Annotated in this window: 26 protein-coding genes and 1 pseudogene; 8 read left to right on the plus strand and 19 right to left on the minus strand. The window is 71.3% G+C overall.

Annotated features, from left to right (window positions below; translation table 11 throughout):
- Positions 1–237 precede the first annotated feature (237 nt).
- The 3 genes from ACIQMR_RS05800 to ACIQMR_RS05810 form a co-directional block, all read right to left on the minus strand.
- Positions 238–870: a dTDP-4-dehydrorhamnose 3,5-epimerase family protein gene (locus tag ACIQMR_RS05800; protein ID WP_401383320.1), complete on the minus strand. Its 633-nt coding sequence runs from the start codon at positions 868–870 to the stop codon at positions 238–240.
- Entirely contained in the window at positions 867–1,799 is a 933-nt protein-coding gene (gene rfbA, locus ACIQMR_RS05805; RefSeq protein WP_401383323.1) for a glucose-1-phosphate thymidylyltransferase RfbA, read from the minus strand. Before rfbA ends, ACIQMR_RS05800 begins: the two co-directional genes overlap by 4 nt.
- Positions 1,800–1,865: 66 nt before the next feature.
- Positions 1,866–2,279 carry an STAS domain-containing protein gene (locus tag ACIQMR_RS05810; protein ID WP_266380734.1) on the minus strand — a complete coding sequence of 138 codons (414 nt, stop codon included), beginning with the start codon at positions 2,277–2,279 and terminating at the stop codon, positions 1,866–1,868.
- 225 nt (positions 2,280–2,504) lie between these two features.
- Between ACIQMR_RS05810 and ACIQMR_RS05815 the strand changes: the two genes are divergently transcribed.
- The 4 genes from ACIQMR_RS05815 (at position 2,505) to ACIQMR_RS05830 (ending at position 6,533) form a co-directional block, all read left to right on the plus strand.
- Positions 2,505–2,912: a hypothetical protein gene (locus ACIQMR_RS05815; RefSeq protein WP_401383327.1), complete on the plus strand. Its 408-nt coding sequence runs from the start codon at positions 2,505–2,507 to the stop codon at positions 2,910–2,912.
- Positions 2,913–3,026: 114 nt separating this feature from the next.
- Entirely contained in the window at positions 3,027–3,932 is a 906-nt protein-coding gene (locus tag ACIQMR_RS05820) for a hypothetical protein (protein WP_401383330.1), read from the plus strand.
- Between the two features lie 38 nt (positions 3,933–3,970).
- On the plus strand, positions 3,971–5,110 hold the full coding sequence (locus ACIQMR_RS05825) for a sulfite oxidase (protein WP_401383332.1): 1,140 nt from the start codon (positions 3,971–3,973) through the stop codon (positions 5,108–5,110).
- Between the two features lie 139 nt (positions 5,111–5,249).
- A complete protein-coding gene (locus ACIQMR_RS05830; RefSeq protein WP_401383334.1) occupies positions 5,250–6,533 on the plus strand; it encodes a phosphoribosyltransferase family protein in 1,284 nt (427 codons plus the stop codon).
- Between the two features lie 58 nt (positions 6,534–6,591).
- Here the strand turns inward: ACIQMR_RS05830 and ACIQMR_RS05835 are convergent, their stop codons facing one another.
- The 8 genes and pseudogenes from ACIQMR_RS05835 to ACIQMR_RS05870 form a co-directional block, all read right to left on the minus strand.
- Positions 6,592–7,779: a 4-hydroxybenzoate 3-monooxygenase gene (locus ACIQMR_RS05835; RefSeq protein WP_401383337.1), complete on the minus strand. Its 1,188-nt coding sequence runs from the start codon at positions 7,777–7,779 to the stop codon at positions 6,592–6,594.
- A gap of 33 nt (positions 7,780–7,812) precedes the next feature.
- The gene (locus tag ACIQMR_RS05840; RefSeq protein ID WP_401384080.1) at positions 7,813–8,706 is read right to left on the minus strand and encodes an alpha/beta fold hydrolase; all 894 of its coding nucleotides are present in this window, start codon (positions 8,704–8,706) and stop codon (positions 7,813–7,815) included.
- A gap of 18 nt (positions 8,707–8,724) precedes the next feature.
- Positions 8,725–9,963 (minus strand): annotated as a pseudogene (gene pcaB, locus ACIQMR_RS05845) (3-carboxy-cis,cis-muconate cycloisomerase); the annotation flags it as partial.
- Positions 9,964–9,967: 4 nt separating this feature from the next.
- On the minus strand, positions 9,968–10,525 hold the full coding sequence (locus ACIQMR_RS05850; protein WP_401383339.1) for a protocatechuate 3,4-dioxygenase subunit alpha: 558 nt from the start codon (positions 10,523–10,525) through the stop codon (positions 9,968–9,970).
- On the minus strand, positions 10,522–11,268 hold the full coding sequence (gene pcaH / locus ACIQMR_RS05855; RefSeq protein WP_401384081.1) for a protocatechuate 3,4-dioxygenase subunit beta: 747 nt from the start codon (positions 11,266–11,268) through the stop codon (positions 10,522–10,524). The genes ACIQMR_RS05850 and pcaH overlap by 4 nt, the downstream gene beginning before the upstream one ends.
- A gap of 23 nt (positions 11,269–11,291) precedes the next feature.
- Complete coding sequence (locus ACIQMR_RS05860) at positions 11,292–12,482, minus strand: thiolase family protein (RefSeq protein ID WP_401383342.1); 1,191 nt, start codon at positions 12,480–12,482, stop codon at positions 11,292–11,294.
- Positions 12,479–13,105 carry a CoA transferase subunit B gene (locus ACIQMR_RS05865; protein ID WP_401383345.1) on the minus strand — a complete coding sequence of 209 codons (627 nt, stop codon included), beginning with the start codon at positions 13,103–13,105 and terminating at the stop codon, positions 12,479–12,481. The genes ACIQMR_RS05860 and ACIQMR_RS05865 overlap by 4 nt, the downstream gene beginning before the upstream one ends.
- Positions 13,102–13,860, minus strand: a complete 759-nt coding sequence (locus ACIQMR_RS05870; protein WP_401383347.1) for a CoA transferase subunit A — start codon at positions 13,858–13,860, stop codon at positions 13,102–13,104. Before ACIQMR_RS05870 ends, ACIQMR_RS05865 begins: the two co-directional genes overlap by 4 nt.
- 102 nt (positions 13,861–13,962) lie before the next feature.
- Here ACIQMR_RS05870 and ACIQMR_RS05875 point away from each other — a divergent pair, with 102 nt between their 5' ends.
- Positions 13,963–15,636 carry an IclR family transcriptional regulator C-terminal domain-containing protein gene (locus tag ACIQMR_RS05875; protein ID WP_401383349.1) on the plus strand — a complete coding sequence of 558 codons (1,674 nt, stop codon included), beginning with the start codon at positions 13,963–13,965 and terminating at the stop codon, positions 15,634–15,636.
- Between the two features lie 15 nt (positions 15,637–15,651).
- On the opposite strand, the gene ACIQMR_RS05880 is transcribed toward ACIQMR_RS05875, so the two are convergent.
- The gene (locus ACIQMR_RS05880; protein ID WP_401383352.1) at positions 15,652–16,293 is read right to left on the minus strand and encodes a vitamin K epoxide reductase family protein; all 642 of its coding nucleotides are present in this window, start codon (positions 16,291–16,293) and stop codon (positions 15,652–15,654) included.
- Between the two features lie 173 nt (positions 16,294–16,466).
- On the opposite strand from ACIQMR_RS05880, the gene ACIQMR_RS05885 reads away from it, so the two are divergent.
- Positions 16,467–16,601 (plus strand): hypothetical protein, encoded by a 135-nt coding sequence (locus ACIQMR_RS05885; protein ID WP_401383353.1) that lies wholly within the window; start codon positions 16,467–16,469, stop codon positions 16,599–16,601.
- Between the two features lie 92 nt (positions 16,602–16,693).
- On the opposite strand, the gene ACIQMR_RS05890 is transcribed toward ACIQMR_RS05885, so the two are convergent.
- The 4 genes from ACIQMR_RS05890 to ACIQMR_RS05905 all read right to left on the minus strand — a co-directional run bounded on the left by ACIQMR_RS05890 (position 16,694) and on the right by ACIQMR_RS05905 (position 18,581).
- Entirely contained in the window at positions 16,694–17,197 is a 504-nt protein-coding gene (locus ACIQMR_RS05890; RefSeq protein ID WP_401383356.1) for a DUF5949 family protein, read from the minus strand.
- 156 nt (positions 17,198–17,353) lie between these two features.
- Entirely contained in the window at positions 17,354–17,641 is a 288-nt protein-coding gene (locus ACIQMR_RS05895) for a hypothetical protein (RefSeq protein ID WP_401383358.1), read from the minus strand.
- A 290-nt stretch (positions 17,642–17,931) separates the two neighbouring features.
- A complete protein-coding gene (locus tag ACIQMR_RS05900) occupies positions 17,932–18,171 on the minus strand; it encodes a chaplin (protein ID WP_266380688.1) in 240 nt (79 codons plus the stop codon).
- Positions 18,172–18,341: 170 nt separating this feature from the next.
- Positions 18,342–18,581, minus strand: a complete 240-nt coding sequence (locus ACIQMR_RS05905; protein WP_401384083.1) for a chaplin — start codon at positions 18,579–18,581, stop codon at positions 18,342–18,344.
- A 275-nt stretch (positions 18,582–18,856) separates the two neighbouring features.
- Between ACIQMR_RS05905 and ACIQMR_RS05910 the strand changes: the two genes are divergently transcribed.
- A complete protein-coding gene (locus ACIQMR_RS05910) occupies positions 18,857–20,017 on the plus strand; it encodes a glycosyltransferase (protein ID WP_401383360.1) in 1,161 nt (386 codons plus the stop codon).
- A gap of 183 nt (positions 20,018–20,200) precedes the next feature.
- Here the strand turns inward: ACIQMR_RS05910 and ACIQMR_RS05915 are convergent, their stop codons facing one another.
- From ACIQMR_RS05915 to ACIQMR_RS05925, 3 genes are all read right to left on the minus strand, one after another.
- Complete coding sequence (locus ACIQMR_RS05915) at positions 20,201–20,986, minus strand: chaplin (protein ID WP_401383362.1); 786 nt, start codon at positions 20,984–20,986, stop codon at positions 20,201–20,203.
- Between the two features lie 110 nt (positions 20,987–21,096).
- Positions 21,097–21,330 (minus strand): chaplin, encoded by a 234-nt coding sequence (locus ACIQMR_RS05920; RefSeq protein WP_266384257.1) that lies wholly within the window; start codon positions 21,328–21,330, stop codon positions 21,097–21,099.
- Positions 21,331–21,503: 173 nt separating this feature from the next.
- Positions 21,504–21,914 carry a rodlin gene (locus ACIQMR_RS05925; protein WP_266380680.1) on the minus strand — a complete coding sequence of 137 codons (411 nt, stop codon included), beginning with the start codon at positions 21,912–21,914 and terminating at the stop codon, positions 21,504–21,506.
- 297 nt (positions 21,915–22,211) lie between these two features.
- Here ACIQMR_RS05925 and ACIQMR_RS05930 point away from each other — a divergent pair, with 297 nt between their 5' ends.
- Positions 22,212–22,622 carry a rodlin gene (locus ACIQMR_RS05930; protein ID WP_401383367.1) on the plus strand — a complete coding sequence of 137 codons (411 nt, stop codon included), beginning with the start codon at positions 22,212–22,214 and terminating at the stop codon, positions 22,620–22,622.
- The last annotated feature ends 185 nt before the right edge of the window (positions 22,623–22,807 follow it).

Below are 22,807 nucleotides of genomic sequence, written 5' to 3' on the forward strand. Positions count from 1 at the left end.
TTGGCGTGACCACAGCGCAGGCGCACGCACTCCATCAAGCGCGTTCAATTCGCATGCGGGTCACATCGCCCATAGCCACGGACAAGGCTCATTCTTCACTCTCCGCGATTTCATGATTACGAGCCGAGCCCGTGTCGCAGTAGAGATCACCCGAGCGGCGGCGATTGCGCGGGCAAACTTGTGAACCAGTGAGTGAAATTGCAGTTGCAGAAAGAAAGAAAGAACGCCGCACATGTGCTACGCCGGTGTCACCACCGCCGACCGTCCCGGCGATCCACCGGCCCGCAGCTCACGGCGATGGGCGACGCACTCCTCGTAGGAGGGCAACAGCCCCTGCCGCTCGGCCTCCACGAGCGTGGGCGCCGCTGCGTCCTTCTCGGAGAGCTCGGGCACGAGACCGTCGGGCCAGTCGATGGCCAGCGTCGGATCGAACGGGTGGATCCCGAACTCGCGCTGCGGCGCGTATCCCTGGGAACACAGATAGACGACGGTGGAGTGCTCCTCCAGCGCCATGAAGGCGTGGCCCAGTCCCTCGGAGACGTAGACGGAACGGTGGTCCGCGTCGTCGAGACGAACCGCCTCCCAGGCGCCGAAGGTCGGGGAGCCGGTACGGATGTCGACGATCACGTCGAGGACGGCGCCGCTGACGCAGGTGACGTATTTGGCCTGCCCGGGCGGGACCGAGGCGTAATGAATGCCGCGCAGAGTGCCGCGCACGGAGCGGGAACAGTTCGCCTGCTCCAGCCGGAGTTCCTGGCCGGTGACCTCACGGAACCGGTCGATCCTGAACCACTCGTGGAAGCGGCCCCTGTGGTCGGGGAAGACCCTGGGTGTGTCCACCCAGGCCCCCTCGATGCCGAGCGGTCTCACGAGACGGGCTCCTTCCACAGGTGGCGGGGCGATCCGCTTCCCCGCTGGGGCATGACCGTGCACCAGGAGTCGTCCAGCAGACCCAGCAGGTACTGTCCGTACCCGCTCTTGAGCAGTGGCTCGGCAAGTGCCCGGAGCCGGTCGTCGTCGATCAGGCCGGCCCGCCAGACCGCCTCCTCGACACAGCCGATCTTGAAGCCCTGACGCTCCTCGATCACGCGGACGAACTCCGAGGCCTGCACCATCGACGCGAAGGTTCCGGTGTCGAGCCAGGCGGTGCCCCGGTCCAGCCGGGTGACCTGCAGGGTTCCCGACCTCAGATAGACCTGGTTGAGGTCGGTGATCTCCAACTCGCCCCGTGCGCTGGGACGCAGGCTCCGGGCGATGTCCACGACATGATTGTCATAGAAATAGAGTCCGGGCACGGCGTACCGGGATTTCGGCCGGGCCGGCTTCTCCTCGATGGACAGCGCCCGGCCCAGCTCGTCGAACTCCACCACTCCATAGGCGGAGGGATTGGCGACCTGATAGGCGAACACCCTGCCGCCCGTCATCCCCTCGTGGTGGGCGAGCCGCGTGCCCAGGCCACTGCCGTGGAAGATGTTGTCACCGAGGATCAGGGCGACGGACTCATCGCCGATGAAGTCCGCGCCCAGCAGGAACGCCTGGGCGATGCCCTCCGGGCGTTCCTGCGTCATGTAGGAGAGCCGCAGCCCCAGCTGGTCGCCGTCCCCGAGCAGCATCCGGAACTGCTGCTGATCCTCGGGAGTGGTGATGATCAGGATCTCGCTGATCCCCGCCATCACCAGTGTGGAAAGCGGGTAATAGACCATGGGTTTGTCGAAGACCGGCAGCAGCTGCTTGGACACCGAGCGGGTCAACGGCCACAGTCGCGAGCCGGTGCCGCCGGCCAGAAGAATTCCGCGCATGGCGTCACCATAGGTCCACCGCTGCCGCTTAAGGGCCCGCCACGCACCACGGCCCGGAATTACCCTTCATCGCCCCATCAGATCCAGCGCCTGTTTGACCGAAAGCGCGCAGATGAAAAGCCGCCGGGAAATCTCGGTCGCAATCAGATTGCAAACCGAACGGGACGGATGGACGAGGACGATATTCCGCCCGTTGCGCTTCCAGGAGAGAAATAGTTCGAGCAGCTCCTTGTCGCACTCCGTGATGTCCGCGCAATCCACCACGAGACGCGTGTAGCCGGACTTCACGCCGACCGTCAGCATCAGCCGCAAGGGGTACACGCTGTCCTCGTCGATCACGCCTCGGAGGGCAATGACGAGCGTGCGGTCGATCGTCCGGCAGTCGGAGATCGCCGGCAGGCCGTTCCGCCGGTCGGGCGCGCCGCATCGGCCAGGATCGGTCGGACCTGAATGCACCGCTACCGATTCCGCAACGTTCACACTATTGCACCCCTTCGCGGTATGCGCCCAAATGCCGCTCTACAACTACCGTAAAAGTGCGGTGAACTGCACCCGGGTTCGATCCAAACGGGTGACGCCCGGGCAGTTCCTTTCGGTCCCGCCGCGCGATCTGCTTTCCCTATCAACTGGCCTCGTCAACGGCCACCCTATGGTGCGCTCAGGGGGCCGACGTGTCCATCGGCACGGGAAATCGTTTCGTCATTGATGAATTCTTCCAGCACTTCACCGGTCTCTTCCGACGGCCCGAATCCCCTCGCCCCGCCCGCTCCCCAGACGGGGATCCGCGTCTGGGAACGCCGCCCGGCCCACCCGGAAGCCTCCCTGCCTCGCCCCTACAGCCCGGGCGAAGTCACGCAGACACCGCTGTACGTACAGCTGGTGGCCGAATGGCGGGCGCGCGGAGCCATGCTGCCCGGCGCACGCGATCTGCAGTGGGACAGGCTCGCCTCCAGCAGGGCCTTCGAGGAGGACACCCAGCGGACCCTGTGCATGCTGCGACTCGAACGGGACCCCGCGCCACCGGCGCGCGGGGACGAGGCGGAGACGGGGTCGGGCAGGCGCGGGCGGCCCATCCCGCCGAACGCCCTCGGGCGCCTCCCGAGACCCCGGTAGTGCGCCGGCTCCTGTCTACGGCACGGAATCGCGAAAACTTGAGCCATTGGAGCTCTTCGTGTGAATTCTGGCGCCACCGCGAGTCTCGCGGGTAGGAGGAGCGTTTGTGCGTATGTGGAACCGCGTGAGTTGTGGGAAAGAAATACAGTCCTTGCGAATGCCTTCTGCACCAGCGACGACCGGGTGCGACTGGCGCAGAGCGCACTCGACGAGGCGCAGGCCGACCGTACGAGGATGCTGGCCGCATTCGCGGTGGTCGTCGGCGACGACGGCACCGTCGCCGGCATGATGGGCCTGGCGGAACGCGAGGTCAGGGTTGCCCGCAGAACGGTCGGCCGGGAAGGGGCGCGCACCGTGGCGGCTAATCTGCTGACGCGAATGTCGGACTCGTCTGCCGATATGAACGGTGAACCCGGTCAGCCGGGCCCGGAGGTTCAGGTGCCGTTTCCCCGGACCGACCCGAATCCGGCGCCGGCGTCGCCTCCCTACCCCGCACCGCCGTCCCAGATGGGCACTTCCTATTCTCAGACAGGCAGTTCCTATTCCCCGACGGGCAGTTCATATTCCCAGCCGAGCAGTTCATATCCCACTTCCACCACCTCGTATCCCGCCGCGCCCCCCGAGGAGCCGATCTGGGCCGAGCCGGCTCAGACGGCAGGGCCCGTCTGGTCGCCCTCGATGGACTCGGTCCTGGTCTGGAGCTGGCACTCGGGCCTGGATCTGCAGGTCGTCGCGAACGAACTGGGTCTTGAGCTGAGAACGGTTCTCCAGCGCGTGCAGACCCTCGCGGCGGAGGGCCAGCTGGCGAAGTCCGACCAGGTGGCCCCCAGGGACTACTCGACCACGTCGAGGGACTACCCGACCCCCTCCAGGGAGTACGCGGGGGCGTCTTCCCGGGAGTACGCGGGCGGCACCCGCGAGTACTCGGGCCGCCACCGCCGCAACGACGAACCGATGGAGTTCTCCGACACGGGATCGTTCGGCCTGGGTGGCCTGTTCTCCACCGCTTCCTGGTCATGACTTCTGCCGCGCACGTCCCGGCGGCGCACCATGAAGGCATGGACGTGGACAGGGACACGGCCCGGGACGTAGAGGGCTTCAGCACCCCCGGGCGCGTCGCCGAACCCGGCGAGGGCATCAGCCTGGAGGAGCTGGCGCTCGCGGCCCGCAACCACGGAATGCCTCTGGAAGCGCTGCGGTACGGGCTGACGCCCGCGGGACTGCACTACGTCCTCGTCCACTACGACATCCCCGCGGCCGAGGCGGCCGACTGGCGCCTCACCGTCGGCGGGCGGGTGCGGACACCGCTGCTGCTGGACGTGATCGCCCTGAGGTCGTACCCCTCCGTCACCCATCGCGTCACGATGGAGTGCGCCGGCAACGGCCGCGCCCGTCTCACCCCGCGGCCGGTGAGCCAGCCATGGCTGGTGGAGGCGGTCGGCACGGCGGAGTGGACCGGTGTGCCGCTGCGCGTGCTGCTCGAAGAGGCCGGTGTGGAGCCGGACGCCGTCGAAGCGGTCTTCACGGGCGCCGACCACGGCGTGGAGCGCGGCGTGGAGCAGGACTACCGGCGCAGCCTGCCGCTGCCGGTGGCCACCGGTGACGATCCGGAGGTGCTGGTGGCGTACGCGATGAACGGCGCGCACCTGCCGCCGCAGCACGGTCACCCCGTGCGGCTGGTCGTACCCGGCTGGTACGGCATGGCCCATGTGAAATGGCTGCGGGACATCAGCCTGACCAGTACCCCCTTCACCGGCTTCCAGCAGTCCGTCGCGTACCGCTACAAGCAGTCCGCCGACGACCCCGGTGAGCCCGTCACACGCATCGCGCCCCGCGCCCTCATGATCCCGCCGGGCTTTCCCGACTTCATGACCCGCGCCCGCGCCGTACGCCCGGGCCGGATCGGGCTGGAGGGTCGGGCCTGGTCCGGCCACGCTCCGGTCGTACGGGTGGAGGTCAGCACCGACGACGGCCGCACCTGGCACGACGCCGCGCTCGCCGCGCCCGAGGGCCACCCCTGGGCCTGGCGCCACTGGCACACGGCCTGGACGGCCACCCCCGGAAACCATGTGCTGGTGGCCCGCGCCACCGACGGCGAGGGCCGCACCCAGCCCGTCGAGCAGCCGTGGAACCGGGGCGGCTTCGGGAACAACCTGGTCCAGCGGGTGCCCGTGCTCTGCGTGCCGGAAGCCGGCTGAGACCGGCTGCGGCCGGACCACCTCCGCTTCTCCCGGTCTTCCCTCCCCGATCTTCCCGATCTTCCCGATCTTCCCGAGTTGCGAAGCCGCCCCCCATGAGGTTGGTTCGAAGGAGAGCCCCTGTTGGGGGTGAGCCATCGTGCTGTTCACCGATCGCGTCGACGCGGGGCAGCGCCTCGCCGAAGCACTGCGGCATCTGCGGGAGGCCGATCCCGTGGTGCTCGGACTGCCCCGGGGCGGAGTGCCGGTGGCCTTCCAGGTGGCGCGGGCCCTCGGAGCGCCACTGGATGTGATCGTCGTTCGGAAGCTGGGCGTCCCGTACCACCGTGAGCTGGGGTTCGGGGCCATCGGCGAGGGCGGGGTACGGATCATCAGCGACGACATCGTCCGCCGGGGCCATGTCTCGGAGAAGGACGTCGCGTCGGTCGAGCGGGCCGAGGCGGCCGAACTCACGCGGCAGGCGGAGCGGTTCCGGGCCGACCGGCCGCGGATCGACATCAAGGGCCGGACCGTGATCGTCGTGGACGACGGGATCGCGACCGGGGCGACGGCCGCGGCGGCCTGCGAGGTCGTACGGGCGCAGGGCGCGGCGCGGGTGGTGCTGGCGGCGCCCGTGGCCCCGCCGGACGCGATCACCTGGCTGTCCACCGAGGCCGACGAGGTGGTGTGTCTGTCGACACCGCGCGCGTTCTCGGCGGTCGGGGAGTGGTACCAGGACTTCTCGCAGACCGCCGACGAGGAGGTCGTCACCCTGCTGGCGCGGTCCGCCGCCGATCCGCCGGGGGCGGCGAAGTCCGAGGAGGTCGCGGTGGACGCGGGCGGGGCCGTACTCGCCGGTGAACTCGCCCTGCCGGACGGGGCGGCCGCGGTCGTGATGTTCGCCCACGGCTCCGGGAGCAGCCGGCGCAGTCCGCGCAACCGGGCGGTCGCGAGCGCCCTGAACCGGGCGGGCCTCGGCACCCTGCTCTTCGATCTGCTCACCGAGCCCGAGGCCGCCGACCGTGCGAACGTCTTCGACATCGAGGTCCTCGCCGGCAGGCTCGCGGACGCCACCCAGTGGCTGCGCACCCGCACCCCCGTTCCGATCGGCTACTTCGGCGCGTCCACCGGGGCGGCCGCCGCACTGTGGGCGGCGTCGGGCACCGGCCCGGAGGTCGGCGCCGTCGTCTCGCGCGGCGGCCGCCCCGATCTGGCCGGGCCCCGGCTGCCCGGCGTACGGGCGCCGACGCTGCTGATCGTCGGGGGCCGTGACACCACGGTCCTGGATCTCAACCGCCAGGCGCAGTCGGCGCTGCGCTGCGAGTGCCGCCTGGAGGTCGTGCCGGGAGCGACGCATCTCTTCGAGGAGCCGGGAGCCCTGGACGAGGTCTCCGTGCTCGCCCGCGACTGGTTCACGATGCACCTGACGCCGCAGGAGCCGTAGTGCGGGCCGGGCTGCCGGCACACCCGCGGCACCCGCAGCACCCGCAGCACCCGCCGGGTCAGCGGGGCAGCGGCAACCCCGTGTAGTTCTCCGCCAGTTCGGCCGCCGCATGGGGCGAGGCGGCGATCCGCTCCAGCTGCGACAGCTGGAGCTTCGTCTCGAACGGCGACTGAGCCGGACCGGTGTGCAGCATCGTCGTCATGGCGTACGAGAAGTGCTCCGCCCGCCAGACCCGCCGCAGGCAGGTGTCCGAGTAGGCGTCGAGCAGTTCCGTCCCGCCCCCCTCGCGCCACCGGGCCAGGGCACGGGCCAGTACGACCACATCGGCGACCGCCAGGTTGAGCCCCTTCGCCCCGGTCGGCGGGACGATGTGGGCCGCGTCGCCCGCGAGGAAGACCCGGCCGTACCGCATCGGTTCGGTGACATGGCTGCGCATCGGGAGCACCGCCTTGGACGTCACCCTGCCGCGCTCCAGCTTCCAGCCCGGGTCGCCGTCGAGGGTGAGACGGGCGTCGAGCTCGTCCCAGATCCGCTCGCTCGACCAGTCGGCGGGGTCGGTGCCGTTCGGCACCTGGAGGTAGAGGCGGCTCACGGTGGCCGACCGCATGCTGGCGAGGGCGAAGCCGCGCTCCGAATGGGCGTAGACCAACTCGTCGTACACGGGCGGCGCTTCGGCGAGGACGCCCAGCCAGGAGTACGGGTACGTCCGCTCGTACGTGGTGCGCAGGGCCTCGGGGACGGAGTCCCGGGTCACGCCGTGGAATCCGTCGCAGCCGACGACGTAGTCGCAGCTCAGGGTCTGCTCGCGGCCTTCGTGTACGTAACGGACGACCGGGGTGTCGCCGTCGGCGCCCTCGACGGAGGTGACCTCGGCCCCGAAGAGGAGCCGGTCGCCCTCGGCGAGCTGAAGGGCGACGAGGTCCTTCACGACCTCGGTCTGCGCGTACACCATGACGCTCCGGCCGCCGGTGAGGGAGGGGAAGTCGATCCGGTGCGCGCGTCGGCCGAAGCGCAGCTCGATGCCGTCGTGCGGGATGCCCTCGGCGTCCATGCGCGCCCCGGCGCCGGCGGCGCGCAGCGCGTCCACGGTGGCCTGTTCGAGGATCCCCGCGCGCTGGCGCTGTTCGACGTAGGCGCGGTCGCGGAGCTCCAGGACCACGCTGTCGATGCCCGCGTTGTGCAGGAGCCGGGCCAGGAGCAGCCCGGCGGGGCCGCCGCCGATGATGCCGACGGTGGTGGTGTGCATCAGAGTTCCTCGCTCCTCCGCCCGGGTGGGCGACTACCCGAAGTGGGCCTGCATGGCCGTGAGTAGGGATTGTGGCTGTTCGACTCCCGCGAGGTGTCCGGCGCGTGGCAGTTCGAGGAGCTGGGCGTTCCTGATGCCGTCGGCGAGTTCACGGGCGTGGGCGGGCGGCGTCGCCCGGTCGTCGCGGCCGGCGACGACGAGGGTGGGTGTGCTGATCCGGGGCAGCTCGGGCCGCAGATCGAGACCCGCCAGGATCTCGCAGCAGGTCGCGTAGGCGGCCGGGTCGGCGGACCGCAGATCGGCGACGAGGGCGTGGTGCTCCGTGAAGGCCGGGGTGAACCAGCGCGCGGGGGCGGTCCCGGCGAGCGGTTCCATGCCCTGCTCGCGGACGAGTCGGGCCCGCTCCAGCCAGGGTCCGGGTGCGCCGAAGCGTGCCGAGGAGCACACCAGGGCGAGACCCGTCACCCGGGCGGGACGGTGCGCGGCCAGCCAGGTGCCGACGGCGCCGCCGAGGGAGACCCCGGCGTAGGCGAAGGTCTCGGCGCCGAGGGCGTCGGCGAGCCGGAGGACGTGCCGGCCGAGGTCGGCGACGGACGCTCCTTCGGCGGGGAGCAGGCCGGGGCGCGACCCGCCGTGGCCGGGGAGGTCCCAGCGGATGACGCGGTGGTCGCGGGCGAGGGCGGACGCCTGGGCTTCCCAGACGCGCAGCGAGGTGCCGAGGGACGGCCCGAGGATGAGGACGGGGGCGTCCTTCGGACCCTCGGCACGGTGATGGAGCAGGTGGTCGGCACCGACGGTGGTGTTCCGGGTGCGGCCCGGTGGGTGGCTCTGCGGTGCGTCGGTCCGCGGTGAGTCGGTCCGTGCCCGCCGCTGCGGCCCGTCCGGCCACCCGTCCCGCCCGTACGCGCCTGTGGGACGCGCGGTCATGGGGTCGGCCGGGGGTGCTCCGCGTGACAGGGCCCGGTCCACCAGCGCGGGCGCGCAGCCCAGGTACGCCGCCGGGTCGGCGAGGGGTGCCAGGGCCGGGTCCTGGAAGAGGGCCGTGCCCTGCTCCGTCACCCTCCGCCGCGCCGCCGCCCGGCCCATCGTCGGCGCGAGCTCCTCCACCACCCGCTCCGAGACCACCATCCCGCCGGTCAGTTCGAGGTTCTGCCGCATCCGGTCGGCCCGTACGACCAGTCCCTCGCACAGTTCGGCGGCGGCTCGTGCCGCACCCCCCACCAGCCGCAGTGCCTCCCGCAGCGGCTGCCACTCCGCGTGCCAGGCCCCTGCCGGGCGTTCGTCCTCGGCGGCGAGCGAGCCGAGGAGGATCACCGCGAGTGCCGGGACCTGACGGGCCGTGGAGGCGATCAGCGTCGCCCGCACCGGGTTGCTCTTGTGCGGCATGGCGGACGAACCGCCGCCCGTGCCCTCCGCCAGCTCCCCCACCTCCGTGCGCGACAGCACCAGCACGTCCGCCGCGAGCTTCCCCAGCGCTCCCGCGCCGAACGCCAGCGCCGCGCCCAGGTCGGCGACCGGTGTACGCAGCACGTGCCAGGGCAGCTGCGGTGCGGCGAGGCCGAGTTCGCGCGCGTAGGCCGATGCCAGGGAAAGGCCGTCCGCACCGAACGCCGCCAGGGTGCCCGCGGCGCCGCCGAGCTGGGCCGGCAGCGAGTGCCGTACCCGGGTCAGCCGTTCGCACGCGTCCAGGACGAGAAACCGCCAGCCCGCCGCCTTGAGGCCGAAGGTGGTCGGCACGGCGTGCTGGGTGAGGGTGCGGCCCGGCATCGGGGTCGTGCGATGCGCGGCGGCGAGTGTGCCGAGCGCCGCCGCGGTCCGTTCCAGATCGGCGGTCATCAGCTCCAGTGCCCGTGCGGCCACCAGCATCAGGGCGCTGTCGAGGATGTCCTGGCTGGTCGCGCCGCGATGCACGAACTCCGCGTGGTCCGGCTCCCGTTCGGCCACCGCCGCGGTGAGGTCGGCGACCAGCGGGATCACGGGGTTCCCGCCCTCCCGTGCCCGCAGCGCCAACGACCGGGCGTCGAACCGCTCGGCCCGTGCCACGGCCGTGACGGTCCCCCCGGCCGCCGCGTCGAGGACGCGCGCCAGCGCCGCCTCGGCGTCCAGCAGTGCCTGGAGGAAGGCCGCGTCGCCGGTCGCGACTTCGACGGGGCTGCCCGCCCGTACCGGCGAGAACAGCCCCACGTCGTCACCCGGAGGAGTCCCCGATGCCGCTGATGTCGCCGATGTCGTCGGCGTCTGCGGCGTCTGCGGCGTCTGCGGCGTCGTCGAAGTCAAGGAAGACCGTCTCCTTCTCCCCCTGCAGATGGATGTCGAAGCGGTACGCCCGTTCCCCGTCGGGCCGGGCCAGCAGCGTCGGCCGGCGCTCCCGCGGCACCGCGGAGAGCAGCGCGTCGTCCCCGGCCTCGCCCACGTAGACCCGGGTGAACAGATGGTGCGTCAGCCCGCGGGCGAGCACGCACACCGACAGGTACGGCCTCGTGGCGGCGGGCGGCAGCGTCCGCAGCGACCACCGCCCGTCCGGCCCGGTCGCGACCCGCCCGAACCCGGTACCGGGCTGCCAGAACTCCAGCAGCGCGTCGGGCACCGGATCGCCGTTCCCGTCGCGTACGTGGCCGTGCACGGTGATCGCCTCGGGGTGCCCGGCCGGGGCGATGTCGCCTCCGCCCTCGTACGGCAGTGCGTGGCCGAAGAACGGGCCCAGGGTCTGGGAGGGCGTGGGAGGAAGGCCGGGCGGCGGCGTCACAGGTCCTCCCCGGGATCCGGAAGCGTCGCCGCAGGGCCGTCGAGCACGATGTCCCAGCGGTAGCCGAGCGACCACTCCGGCCACGACAGCCCGTGGTCGTAGGCGGCGACGAGGCGTTCGCGGGCCGCCGGGTCGGTCACCGACTGGAGGATCGGGTCGTACGGGAAGAGCGGGTCGCCCGGGAAGTACATCTGGGTCACCAGGCGCTGGGCGAACGCCGTCCCGAACAGCGAGAAGTGGATGTGCGCGGGCCGCCAGGCGCCCACGTGGTTCCGCCACGGGTACGCGCCCGGCCGGATCGTCGTGAAGGCGTACCGTCCCTCGTCGTCCGTCACGCAGCGGCCCACCCCGGTGAAGTTCGGGTCGAGCGGCGCCGGATGCCGGTCGCGCTCGTGTGCGTAACGGCCCGCCGCGTTGGCCTGCCAGACCTCCACGAGCTGGCCGCGCACCGGCCGTCCTGCCCGGTCGAGCACCCGTCCGGTGACGGTGATCCGCTCGCCCAGCGGCTCCCCCGTGTGCTGCCGCGTCAGATCCGCGTCCCCCGCGCCCGCGCTCCGGACGCCGAGGACAGGCCCGTGCCGTTCGGCGGCCTCCGGGTCGCCGACGGGGACGAGAGGCAGACGCGGATGCCGCAGGACGGTGCTGCGGTACGGGGCGAAGTCGCGCCGCGGATGGTCCGCGGGCTTCACCGCGTCCTCGTGCGCCGCGGCGATCTCCGCGCTGATCCGGTCCTGCCCCGGCATCCCCCCGGCCGTCATCGGCCCCGTCACCTCTCCAGGACCAGGGCCAGCCCCTGCCCGACACCGATGCACAGCGTGGCCAGGCCGGTGCCGGAGTCCGCGGCGGCGAGCTGGTGGGCGACGGCGCCGGTGAGCCTGGCTCCGGAGGCGCCGAGCGGATGACCGATGGCGATGGCGCCGCCGCGCGGGTTGACGACGGCCGGATCGAGTCCCGGCCACTGGCGCAGACACGCCAACGACTGGGCGGCGAAGGCCTCGTTGAGCTCGACGGTGCGCAGGTCGCCGAGCTCCCGGCCGGCCTTCTTCAGGGCGCGGTGGACGGCCTCGACCGGCCCGGCGCCGAAGTACTGCGGCTCGATGCCCGTGACGGCACAGGCGCCGATGCGGGCGAGGGGTTCGCGGCCGGTGGCGCGCAGCCCGTCCTCGTCGACGAGCAGCAGCGCGGCGGCGCCGTCGTTGAGCGGGGAGGAGTTGCCCGCGGTGACCGTCCCGTCCTTGCGGAAGACCGGCTTCAGCTTGGCCAGGGCCTCCGTGGACGTGCTGTCGCGGATGCACTCGTCCCGCGCCAGGTCCACTCCGTCGACGGGCACGACCTCTCCGTCGTACAGCCCCTCGGCCCAGGCCCGGGCCGCGTTCCGGTGGCTGGTGAGGGCGAACGCGTCCTGCTCGTCCCGCCCGATCCCGTACCGGTCGGCGAGCAGTTCGGCGCCGTCGCCGAGTCCGACCGTCCACTCGTCGGGCAGCCGCGGATTGACCATGCGCCAGCCGAGCGTCGTCGAGTACATCTGCTGGTGCCCGGCGGGAAAGCCGCGCTCCGGCTTCTGCAGCACCCACGGCGCCCGGCTCATCGACTCGACGCCGCCCGCGACGGCGATCGACGCGTCGCCGACGGCGATGGCGCGGGCGGCCTGGATGACGGCCTCCATACCGGATCCGCACAGCCGGTTCACCGTCGTGCCGGGCACGGTCACCGGCAGGCCGGCGAGCAGCACGGCCATCCGGGCCACGTCGCGGTTGTCCTCGCCGGCTCCGTTGGCGTCACCGAAGAAGACGTCGTCGATGCGGGCCGGGTCGAGGTCCGGCGTACGGGAGACGAGGGCGCCGAGCACTCCGGCGGCGAGGTCGTCGGGACGCACCCCGGCCAGGGCGCCGCCGTACTTGCCGATGGGGGTGCGGACGGCGTCCACGACGTAGACGTCACGAAGGCGGTCGGTCATGCCGGCTCAGCTCCTGTTTTCTCTCGTACCTCGTCGGGGGTGACGCCCGGTGCCGTCTCGACGAGCACGAACCCGTCGGCGGTCACGTCGAGCACCCCGAGATCGGTGATGACACGGTGCACACACGCCTTGCCCGTGAGCGGCAGCGTGCACTCCTGGACGAGCTTCGGGGAGCCGTCCCTGGTGGTGTGCTCGGTCAGGACGACGACCCGGCGGGCACCGTGGACGAGGTCCATGGCGCCTCCCATGCCCTTGACCGTCCTCCCCGGGACGGACCAGTTGGCGAGGTCGCCGCCCGCGGAGACCTGCATGGCTCCCAGGACGGCGGTGTCGATGTGACCGCCGCGGATCATGCCGAAGGAGAGGGCGGAGTCGAAGAACGCGGCACCGGGAAGCGTGGTGACGGTCTCCTTGCCCGCGTTGACCAGGTCCGGGTCGACGTCTTCGTCGTACGGGTACGGTCCGACGCCGAGGATGCCGTTCTCCGAGTGGAGGACGACGTCCACGCCGGGCGGGAGGAAGTTCGGCACGAGCGTGGGCAGACCGATGCCGAGGTTCACGTACGAGCCGTCGGTCAGCTCGGCGGCGGCGCGGGCGGCCATCTCGTCGCGCGTCCAGCTCATCGGCCCCGTACCGTCCTCTTCTCGATCCCCTTCGCCGCTGCCTGTCCGGGGGTGAGCGGGACCACCCGCTGGACGAAGATCCCGGGCACATGGACCGCGTCGGGGTCCAGTTCACCGGGCTCGACCAGTTCTTCCACCTCGGCGATCGTCACCCGGCCCGCCATCGCGGCGAGCGGGTTGAAGTTGCGCGCGGACTTGTTCAGGACGAGGTTTCCGTGGCGGTCGCCGCGGGCGGCGCGTACGAGCGCGAAGTCGGTGGTGATGCCGTGTTCGAGCACATGGTCGCGGCCGTCGAAGGTCCGGATCTCCTTGGCGGGCGAGGCCACGGCGACCGTGCCTGCGGGCCCGTGGCGCCGGGGCAGTCCGCCGTCGGCGACCTGGGTGCCGACGCCGGCCGGGGTGTAGAAGGCGGGGATGCCGCAGCCTCCGGCACGCAGGCGTTCGGCGAGCGTGCCCTGGGGGACGAGCTCCACCTCGATCTCACCGGCGAGGTACTGGCGGGCGAACTCCTTGTTGTCGCCGATGTAGGAGCCGGTGACCCGGGCGATACGGCCCGCTGCGAGGAGGACGCCCAGTCCGCCGCCGTCGACCCCGCAGTTGTTGGAGACCACGTGGAGCGCGCTCGCGCCGGTCGCGTGCACCACCTCGATCAGCACGTTCGGCACACCGCTGAGACCGAAGCCGCCGACGGCGAGCGACGCGTGATCCGCGATGTCGCCGACCGCCTCGGCGGCGGACCGCTCGACTTTGTCCAAGGAGACTTCCACCCGTCCGTTCGCCAGATGAACTACAGTTCATCTACGACTGGCCATGAGTCTGCGTGCACCTGGCACACATGTCAACGCCCTGGAGAACCGATGCCGGCCGCTCCCCCCGCCGAGGCCGTGGCTCCGCTGATGCGCGGTATCGCCGTGCTGCGCGAGCTCACCGACGCGGGCGGCCGGATGGACCTCGGCGACCTCGTGCGCGCGACGGGGCTGGCCCGCTCGACCGTCGACCGGATCGCGGCCACGCTCGCACGCATGGGCTACGTACGCCTCCACGGCCGTGAGGCACGACTCGCGCCCCGGCTCATGGAACTGGGCAACGCCTATCTCGCCTCGCTCGCACTCCCGGGACGGCTCGGTCCGCTCGCCGAGCGCCTCGCCGAGGAGCTGGACGAATCGGTGTCGCTGGCCGTACCCGACCGGGACGGCATCCGCTTCGTGCACCAGACCACGCGGCGGCGCGCCATGTCGCTGACGTTCCGGATCGGCGATCTGCTGCCGTACGAACGCACGGCGGCGGGCGCGGTGTTCGCGACCACCTGGACGGATGAGGAGTGGGCGGCCCGGCGCGGTCGTGACGCATCCGCCCAGGACACCGCACGGACCGCTCACGCCGTTGGCGCCGCTGACGAGACCGAAGGCACCCACGGCACCGACGACACCCACGACACCTTCCGGCAGCGGACGGGACGGGCCCGGCGGGCCGGCTGGGCCGTCGACGACCAGCTGATGGAGCCCGGACTGGTCGCCGTCGCCATGCCCGTACGCGACCCGCAGGGCGCGGTGGTCTGCGCGGTGAGCGTGGTCAGCCACACCAGCCGCCACACGGCGCGTTCGCTGGGTGAGGCCGTGCTGCCCCGGCTACGGGAGGCCGTCGCCGCGATGGAGGCGGAGTCGGAGCCGGCCCGGCCCCGGCCGGCCGGCGAGACACCCGCCCCGAGCGGACTCGCTCACTGGACCACGGCCTCCAAGCAGGAACTCGGCGCGGGCTTCGTGGAATCCCTGGCCCGCGGTCTGACCGTCGTCACCGCCTTCGGCGAGGGCCGCGCGGAACTCCCCCTCACCTCCATCGCCGAGGCCACCGGCCTGGCCCGCGCCACCGCCCGACGCGCGCTCATCACCCTGGAGCACCTCGGCTACGTCACCTCACGGGAGCGCCTCTTCCGGCTCACCCCCGGCGTCCTCTCCCTCGGCTGCCCCGCGCTGTCCCGGACGCCGCTCCCCGACATCGCCGTACCGCACATGGCGGAACTGGTCGGCCGCGTCCACGACTCCGCCTCCCTCGCGGTCCTCGACGGCGACGACATCCGCTACACGGCGCGCGTCGCCACCGAGCGGATCATGAGCGTCAACATCACCATCGGCACCCGCTTCCCCGCGTACGCCGCGTCCATGGGCCGGGTCCTGCTCGCCGGCCTGCCCGCCGAGGAGCGCGAGAACCGGATCGGCCGTACCGAGCTGCGGCCTCTGACCCCTCGTACCGTCACCGACCCCGTCCGTCTCGCCGCACTCCTCGACCGGGTCCGCGACGACGGCTTCGCGCTGGTCGACGAGGAGCTCGAAGAGGGGCTGCGCTCGCTGGCGGTCCCCGTCCGCGACCACACGGGCCGGACCGTGGCCGCGCTCAACGTCGCCATGCACACCACACGGCGCACCCCCGACGAGTGCCTGGCCCAGCTCCTGCCCCAACTCCGTGCCACCGCGACCCACATCGAGTCCGACCTCCATGTCGCGGGCCGCTTCGCCCGTGTCCCGGAGGTGTGAGGGCGCAGTCCGGCGTCAGCTCGTCCAGAAGTCCCACCAGCGCGTCATGATCAGCATTCCGATGATCCCGGCCCAGAGCACCGGCGGCACCCAGCCGAACTCGCGCAGACCGCTGCGCAGGCCGGCCGGCGCCGGGAGCATCCGGTGTTCCACGGTGTGCCGGGTGACGTAGCAGAACAGCAGGATCGTGGCGATCCAGGCGAGACAGCACCACAGGCACAGCGCGCCGATGCGGTACAGCGACTGGAACTGGAGCCAGGTGCAGAACACGACGCCGAAGAGGGCCCCCGCGTTGAGGGCGAGCCAGAACCAGCGGCGGTAGCGGGCGCCCGCCAGCAGCCCGGCCCCGACGCCGATCACGACGGCGTACGCCACGAGGCCCAGCATCGGGTTGGGGAAGCCGAAGGCCGCCGCCTGCTCGCTCTTCATGATGTTGCCGCAGGACACCACCGGGTTGAGGCTGCACCCCGGGGTGAAGCCCGGGTCCTCCAGCAGTCTGAACTTGTCGATCGTGATGACCCACGACGCGAGCAGTCCCGCCGCCCCCGCGAGGACGAGCAGCAGGGCGAAGCCCCGGCTGCCGCCGGCCTCCACCGCCGTGGTGTCGTCCGCTGCCGTCGCCGGTCGCGGGACGCGCGTCCTTGCTCGTGTCCCCATGTCTCTCCCCTGTTCCCTTTCCGCCGACCGGTTCCGCGGGTCCGTGGCCCGGCCCGTCGTCACCTGGGCCGATGCGCACACGCAGTAATCGCCGTCCCGCTCAACACGACGGATCGTCAGATTCCGATTAGCGTCGCGGATGTCCCTGACCCTTGTTGACAAGGAGACCGACCATGAAGCTGACGCTTCGCCACCCGGCGGCGGCCGCCGCCCCGGCCGCCTGGATACCACTCGAGCTCGCCGGGACCACCCGGCCGGTCGCGACCTCCGCGGCCGACCGCCCGGCGAGCGGGCCCCGGCACCTTTGATCCGCAAGGCGTAATCAAGGCCCGGCAGGCGGTCATACAGCCGCCCGCCGGGCCTTTTGCCGTCCGGACGTCATGAGTCGTCCGGATCGGCGTCACCCACGCAGCTGACGCACCGGCAGCAAACAGTGCGCGGCGGTCGACAGCACCGCCTCGTCGCCGACGAACTCCCGCAGCATGTCCTCCGAGACCGGCACCCCGGGCGCCGCCTCCGGCCAGGGCCGGGTGGCGAAGATGAAGTACACGTGACCCCGGTCGCGTACCGCGGCCAGCCACTCCTGCGGCACCGGGCACTGGGCGCTGAGATGAGGCATCGTCAGGACTGCCTGACCCGCCTCGACGAGCAGCGTGACGGGCAGACCGACGGCCTCCGCGGCGTCCACGTACTCGCTCCCCACCGGCAGCCCCACCTCTTCGAGCAGCTGCCGGGCGGCCGCCCCCGCCGCTTCGGGGCCGCCGGTGCCGTCCCCGAGTGCGTAGGCCAGCAGGAAGGGCATGTCGCGCTCGTCGTCGGGATGTTCGCCGCTCCAGGCGATGACGACGAGCGTGCCCAGTTGGGCCGGGCGGAAGGCGCGTACAGCGCTGGGGGTTGAGGTCACGGTCGGACCTTAGCGACTTATCGGGATACCCCGGGCGCCCATGTCACACTCGCGGGGGAGCCGGCCCGCCGATTACCCCGAAGGGGTCGCGCCCGCTCACTCGTACGCACCGGCACGGCGGCCCGGCAGGGGCGCGGAGGACGCGCCGGCAGGCGGTCAGGAGCCCAGCGGAAGTCCGCCGAGGAGCTGGCCCGCGCCGCCCTTGCCCTGCTTGTTGAGGTCGTTCGTGGCGCCCTGGACGGAGTTGAGCAGCGAGCCCTTCTGCTCCGTGTCCAGCGTCCGGTTCGTGATCGGCTCCACGGCGGAGGTGGTCTGGCTCGCGACCGTCCCCACGGCCCCGTTGAGGCTGGTCGGAGTGAGCTCGGAAGCGGCGAAAGCCGGGGCCGAGGCACCCGCGGCGACCAGGGAACCGGCGACGACCGCGGCGACCTTCATGGGCTTCATCAGTGAATCTCTCCTTCGGCAACGCGTGTCGCGCGCACATGTGACGTACCTTCAGGCACATTGCGGATGCTGAGCATGCCTGTCGTGCGTGCCTGTCGTGCTGTTACATGCTCTGTAACGATCCGACATCAGGTCAGAAACTCCGAATCCCCGGGATTCTCCTATCCCCACCCGAATGAAGTTCTCCGTTCGGATGTTCGTATCAAAAGCGGGGACGGCGGCGGTGCAGGCAAAAGGCCGCTCCCCCCGCCGTGGCGGGGGGAGCGGCCCGGGGACGACGCGCCGAACGGTCAGTCGTTGACGCAGGCGTTGCCGAAGGCCGGGTTGAGCAGGCCGATGACGTTCACGGTGTTGCCGCAGACGTTGACCGGCACGTGGACCGGAACCTGGACGACATTGCCCGAGAGCACGCCCGGCGAGCCCGCCGCAGCGCCCTCCGCGCCGGCGTCGGCAGAGGCAATGCCGGTGGAGCCCGCAACAGCGGCAGCGGCGAGGGTGGACAGAACGAAAGCCTTCGCGGTACGCGACATGGAGAAGCACTCCTTGGTCAAAATGTTCAGTGGCCGTGCATGACTGCCCGGTCCTTGGTTCAACGGCAGCAGGGACTGCCAGGTTGTGCGGCCGAAGGAGTGAATACCGGTCGGCCGGTACGAATGCCCCGCGTCCGGCGGCGGGTCGCCGCCGGACGCCTGGGCACGCGTCAGTCGTTGGCGCAGGCGTTGCCGAACGCGGGGTTCAGCAGGGCGACGACGTCGACGGTGTTGCCGCAGACGTTCACCGGGACGTGGACCGGAACCTGGACCACGTTGCCGGACCCGACACCGGGCGACCCCGTGGCGGCGCCGTTGGCCCCGCTGTCGGCCACGGCCGCGCCCGCGCCGCCCATCATCAGGGCGGCACCCGTGCCCACGAACATGACCGACTTGGCGATTCGCTTCATCATTCTTCCTTCCGGGTAACCGATGAGGCGCAACCATCAACGACGACATGGGAACTCCGGACACGGATGCTCGCCAAAAGGATTAATCCGGCCTCTGTCTTCCCGTGCGGATCCGGAAAGGAAAAGGGGCTAGAGTCGCCTCGCGTCCCGCACAGGCAAAGAGCACACGAAGCAAACTGCTCACCGGCCCGCTCATGTGAATACCCTTGGATATGAACCGGAATCGACGATCTGCGCAGCATGCTGAGTTCCGGCAGCAGCCGGATCGATTCCCGATGCGCGACGGCCCGAAATCCTTTCCGGAAGTGCTCCACGTCGTGCAGCCCGTCGACGGCGGGGTGGCCCGGATCGTCACGGATCTGGTGACCGATCAGGTGCGCACCGGACTCCGGGTGGCCGTGGCCTGCCCCGGCGGCGGGGTCCTCGGGGACACCGCACGCGCGCTCGGCGCCGACGTCCACCGGTGGCGCGCCGGCCGGGCGGCAGGGCCGCTGCTGCTCCCGCAGGTGGGTCAGCTCTCGGGGATCCTGGAACGGGTACGCCCGCGGGTCGTTCACGCGCACGGCGCCAAGGCCGGACTGGCCGCCCGCCTCGCCGTGCGCGGCCGGATCCCCACCGTGTTCCAGCCGCACGCCTGGGCCTTCGAGGCGGCCGACGGCATCGGCGCCCGGCTCGCGCGTCACTGGGAGCGCTATGGCGCACGCTGGACGGACCGGATCGTCTGTGTCAGCGAGGCGGAGCAGCGCGCCGGCGCACGGGCGGGCATCGAGGCCCGGTGGACCGTCGTCCCCAACGGCGTGGACACCGAGCGGTTCCGGCCCGCCCCGGAGGACCGGCCGCGCGCCCTGCCGCCCCTGGTCGCCGATCTGCCCGAGTCCGCGCCCCTCGTGGTGTGCGTGGGACGTCTGTGCCGGCGCAAGGGCCAGGACGTGCTGCTCGCGGCCTGGGAGCACGTCCTGCGCCGACTGCCCAACGCCTGTCTCGTCCTGGTCGGCGACGGACCCGGAGCCGAGGCCCTGCGCGTGGAGGCGCCCGCGTCCGTACGGTTCGCGGGCGCCGAGGCGGACGTGGCGCCCTGGTACCGGGCGGCCGACCTCGTGGTCCTCGCGTCCCGCCGGGAGAGCATGGCACTGGCGCCGCTCGAGGCCATGGCATGCGGCCGTGCCGTCGTCGTCACCGATGTCGACGGGGCCAGGGAGAGCCTGCCCCCGGGGCACGCGCTCTTCTGCCTGACGCCTTCTCAGGATCCCTACGCGCTGGCCACGGCCGTCGGAGACCTGCTGCTCAACGCCCCGCTGCGGACCACGCTGGGCCACCAGGGCCATCAGCACGTCCTCTGCGCGCATGACGTCCGGCACACCGCGGGCGCGGTCGCGGACGTCTACCGCGACGTGACGGCCGTACGGTCCCGGAGCGGGAGCCGCGTCGGCGGTTGAGCGCGGTGCGCCCGGTGGGCGTACGAGGATCCACGGACAAGAACCCCGCGTACGAGGACCCGCTGGCGCGGGGAGCCGCTGACGAGCTCGCGCGTACGTGCGCGGCCGCACACGACGCATCCGGCCGGGAGAGTCCGATGAGAGGACTCTCCCGGCCGGGAATCAGGCGGGGATCGCGGTCACTCAGCGCCGCGCGGCAGCCGCCCCGCGCCGGTACAGCAGCGCGCCACCGGCCAGCAGCGCGACCGCGGCGGCACCGGTGGCCAGCATGCCGGCGTCGCTGCCGGTCTGCGCAAGCTCACCGGACGTACCGGTCGAGTCGACGATCTGGCCGTCGTCCGGGGTGTCCACGACGGGCACCAGGACCTCAGGCACCTCGGGAAGCTCCGGCAGGTCGGGGATCTCCGGCACCTCGGGGACGTTCGGAGTGTCCGGGGTGTCGGGCGTCTCCGGCGTGTTCGGAGTGTCCGGGGTGTCAGGCGTGTCCGGGGTGTCGGGCGTGTCCGGGGTGTCCGGGGTGTTCGGCGTCACCGGAGGCTCGACCGCGCCGTTGGCGCAGGCGTTGCCGCCTGCCGGGTTCAGCAGACCGACGACGTCGACGGTGTTCCCGCAGGCGTTGACCGGGACGCTGACCGGGACCTGGACACTGTTGCCGGACGCCACACCCGGCGAGTCCGTGACGGAGCTCTCGGCGCTCGCGCCGGACTCTCCTGCCGCCGCGTCGCCTCCGCCGTTGGCGCAGGCGTTGCCGCCTGCCGGGTTCAGCAGACCGACGACGTTGACGGTGTTCCCGCAGAGGTTGACCGGGACGTCCACGGGTACCTGGACGTTGTTGCCCGACAGCACGCCGGGCGAGTTCGCGGCCTCCGCGTCGGCGCTGGAGTCAGCGCTGGCGTACACACTTGTCAAGGAAAGAATGCCGGTGGCCGCAGCGGCCGTCAGAATTCCCTTGGTCATGACCTGTCGCATCTTATTTCTTTCCCGCTTCCGCTTCGCGAGCCGGTCCTGGGATGCACCGGGCGGCACACCCCAGGACCGGCGGAAAACGACCCTTCAGGGCTGCGTGCGAGGGCTGATTGTCAGCCGTTCACACAGGTGTTGCCGAACGCAGGGTTCAGCAGGGCGAGGAGGTTGACGGAGTTGCCGCACGCATTGACCGGAATGTGTACGGGAATCTGAATGACGTTCCCGGACAGCACTCCCGGCGAACCGGTCGCGACACCCGTCGCACCGGAGTCCGCAAAGGCGGGAGCGGCCATGCCCATGGCCAACACCAGCCCCGCCAGCACCGTCGTGGTCTTCCTCAACTTCATTTCGGTTCCTTCTGTTCGGCGGTCATCTCGGCGCCGTGGTAATGCACGGGGCAATACCACTGACGCCTTGACAACGAAGAGTGCCCGCCGAAGAAACCGTCAGGCTATACAGACTCCGCGCATTCACTCGGATGCCCGTCCGGCAATTCCCGGTATTGGGGGTGGAGATGAACTCAGCCGTTGCCCTCGCCGTTGCCGGACAGCACCGGGATGTCGGACAGAATGTGCGACAGCGGCTCGTCGCCCTTGGCCTGGGTCGAGTTCTCCGTGCACTGCTGGTTCTGCGGGTTCGACAGGACGTTGACGTCCTGGACACCCACCGGCACGAGGCCGACCAGCGAACCTGCGTTGACCTTGGCGGGCAGACCGACACAGGGCTTGTTCAGCGAACCCTGGACCAGGGCGAGCTGCGGGCTCTGGTTGCCGTACGTGGCCGAGTTCCCGAACACCTGCGAGGCGCCGACGCCGCTGGCGGACGTGGTACCGGTGTCGTCACCGATCGCGAGGGCCTGGGGCGCTGCGGCGGCCGAGACACCGATTACGGAGGCCGTGACCGCAGCTGCGGCCATAACCTTCTTGATCATCACTTGATTGCCTTTCTGCAGGAACACACGAGCTCGTCTGCGCACCGACTCAAACTGAACGGCAGCCGTTTGGTTTCGGGACTTCACCCGAACAGCCCTCATGGCGCCGCCTCCGCGGCGTGTGCGGGACCGGATCGGCGAATCATTTCCGCACGCTCCGGGCGGGCGTCGCGGACAGCCCTTTGGAGTGAAGCGGAAGAACCAACTCCGGAGGCCGGAGTTGGTCAGGAGGCTCCGGGAACGGGCTCTCGGTCGGGCTCTCAGTCCCCTCTCAGAATCCCCAGAAAGGGATCAGTCGTGATCAAGAAGGCTATGGCGGCCGTCGCCGTCACCGCGTCCATCGTCGGCGTCTCGGCCGCGGCGGCACCGCAGGCCCTGGCCATCGGCAACGACACGGGTACCACCTCGGCCAGCGGCGTCGGCGCCTCGCAGGTGTTCGGCAACTCGGCCACGTACGGCAACCAGAGCCCGCAGATGGCGCTCATCCAGGGCTCGCTGAACAAGCCCTGCATCGGCCTGCCCGCCAAGGCCAACGCCGGCTCGCTCGTCGGCCTCGTGCCGGTGGGTGTCCAGGACGTCAACGTCCTGTCGAACCCGCAGAACCAGCAGTGCACGGAGAACTCGACCCAGGCCAAGGGCGACGAGCCGCTGTCGCACATCCTGAACGACATCCCGGTGCTGTCCGGCAACGGCCAGGGCAACGGCTGACCGGTCTCACGCAGTCCAGGGCCGGGCCGTCGCGGTACGCCGCGGCGGCCCGGCCCCGTGCTGTCCGGCCCCGTGCGGTCACGGGGCGCGGCGCGTCACCAGCGCGGCCAGGACCAGGAGACGAGCGCGGCCCATTCCCGGTCCTGGACGCCGGGGAGGGTTCTGCCCTGGGCGTACCAACTGGT

Origin of the sequence: Streptomyces sp. NPDC091376 (assembly GCF_044757085.1) — a bacterium.
Taxonomy (GTDB): Bacteria; Actinomycetota; Actinomycetes; order Streptomycetales; family Streptomycetaceae; genus Streptomyces; species Streptomyces pratisoli.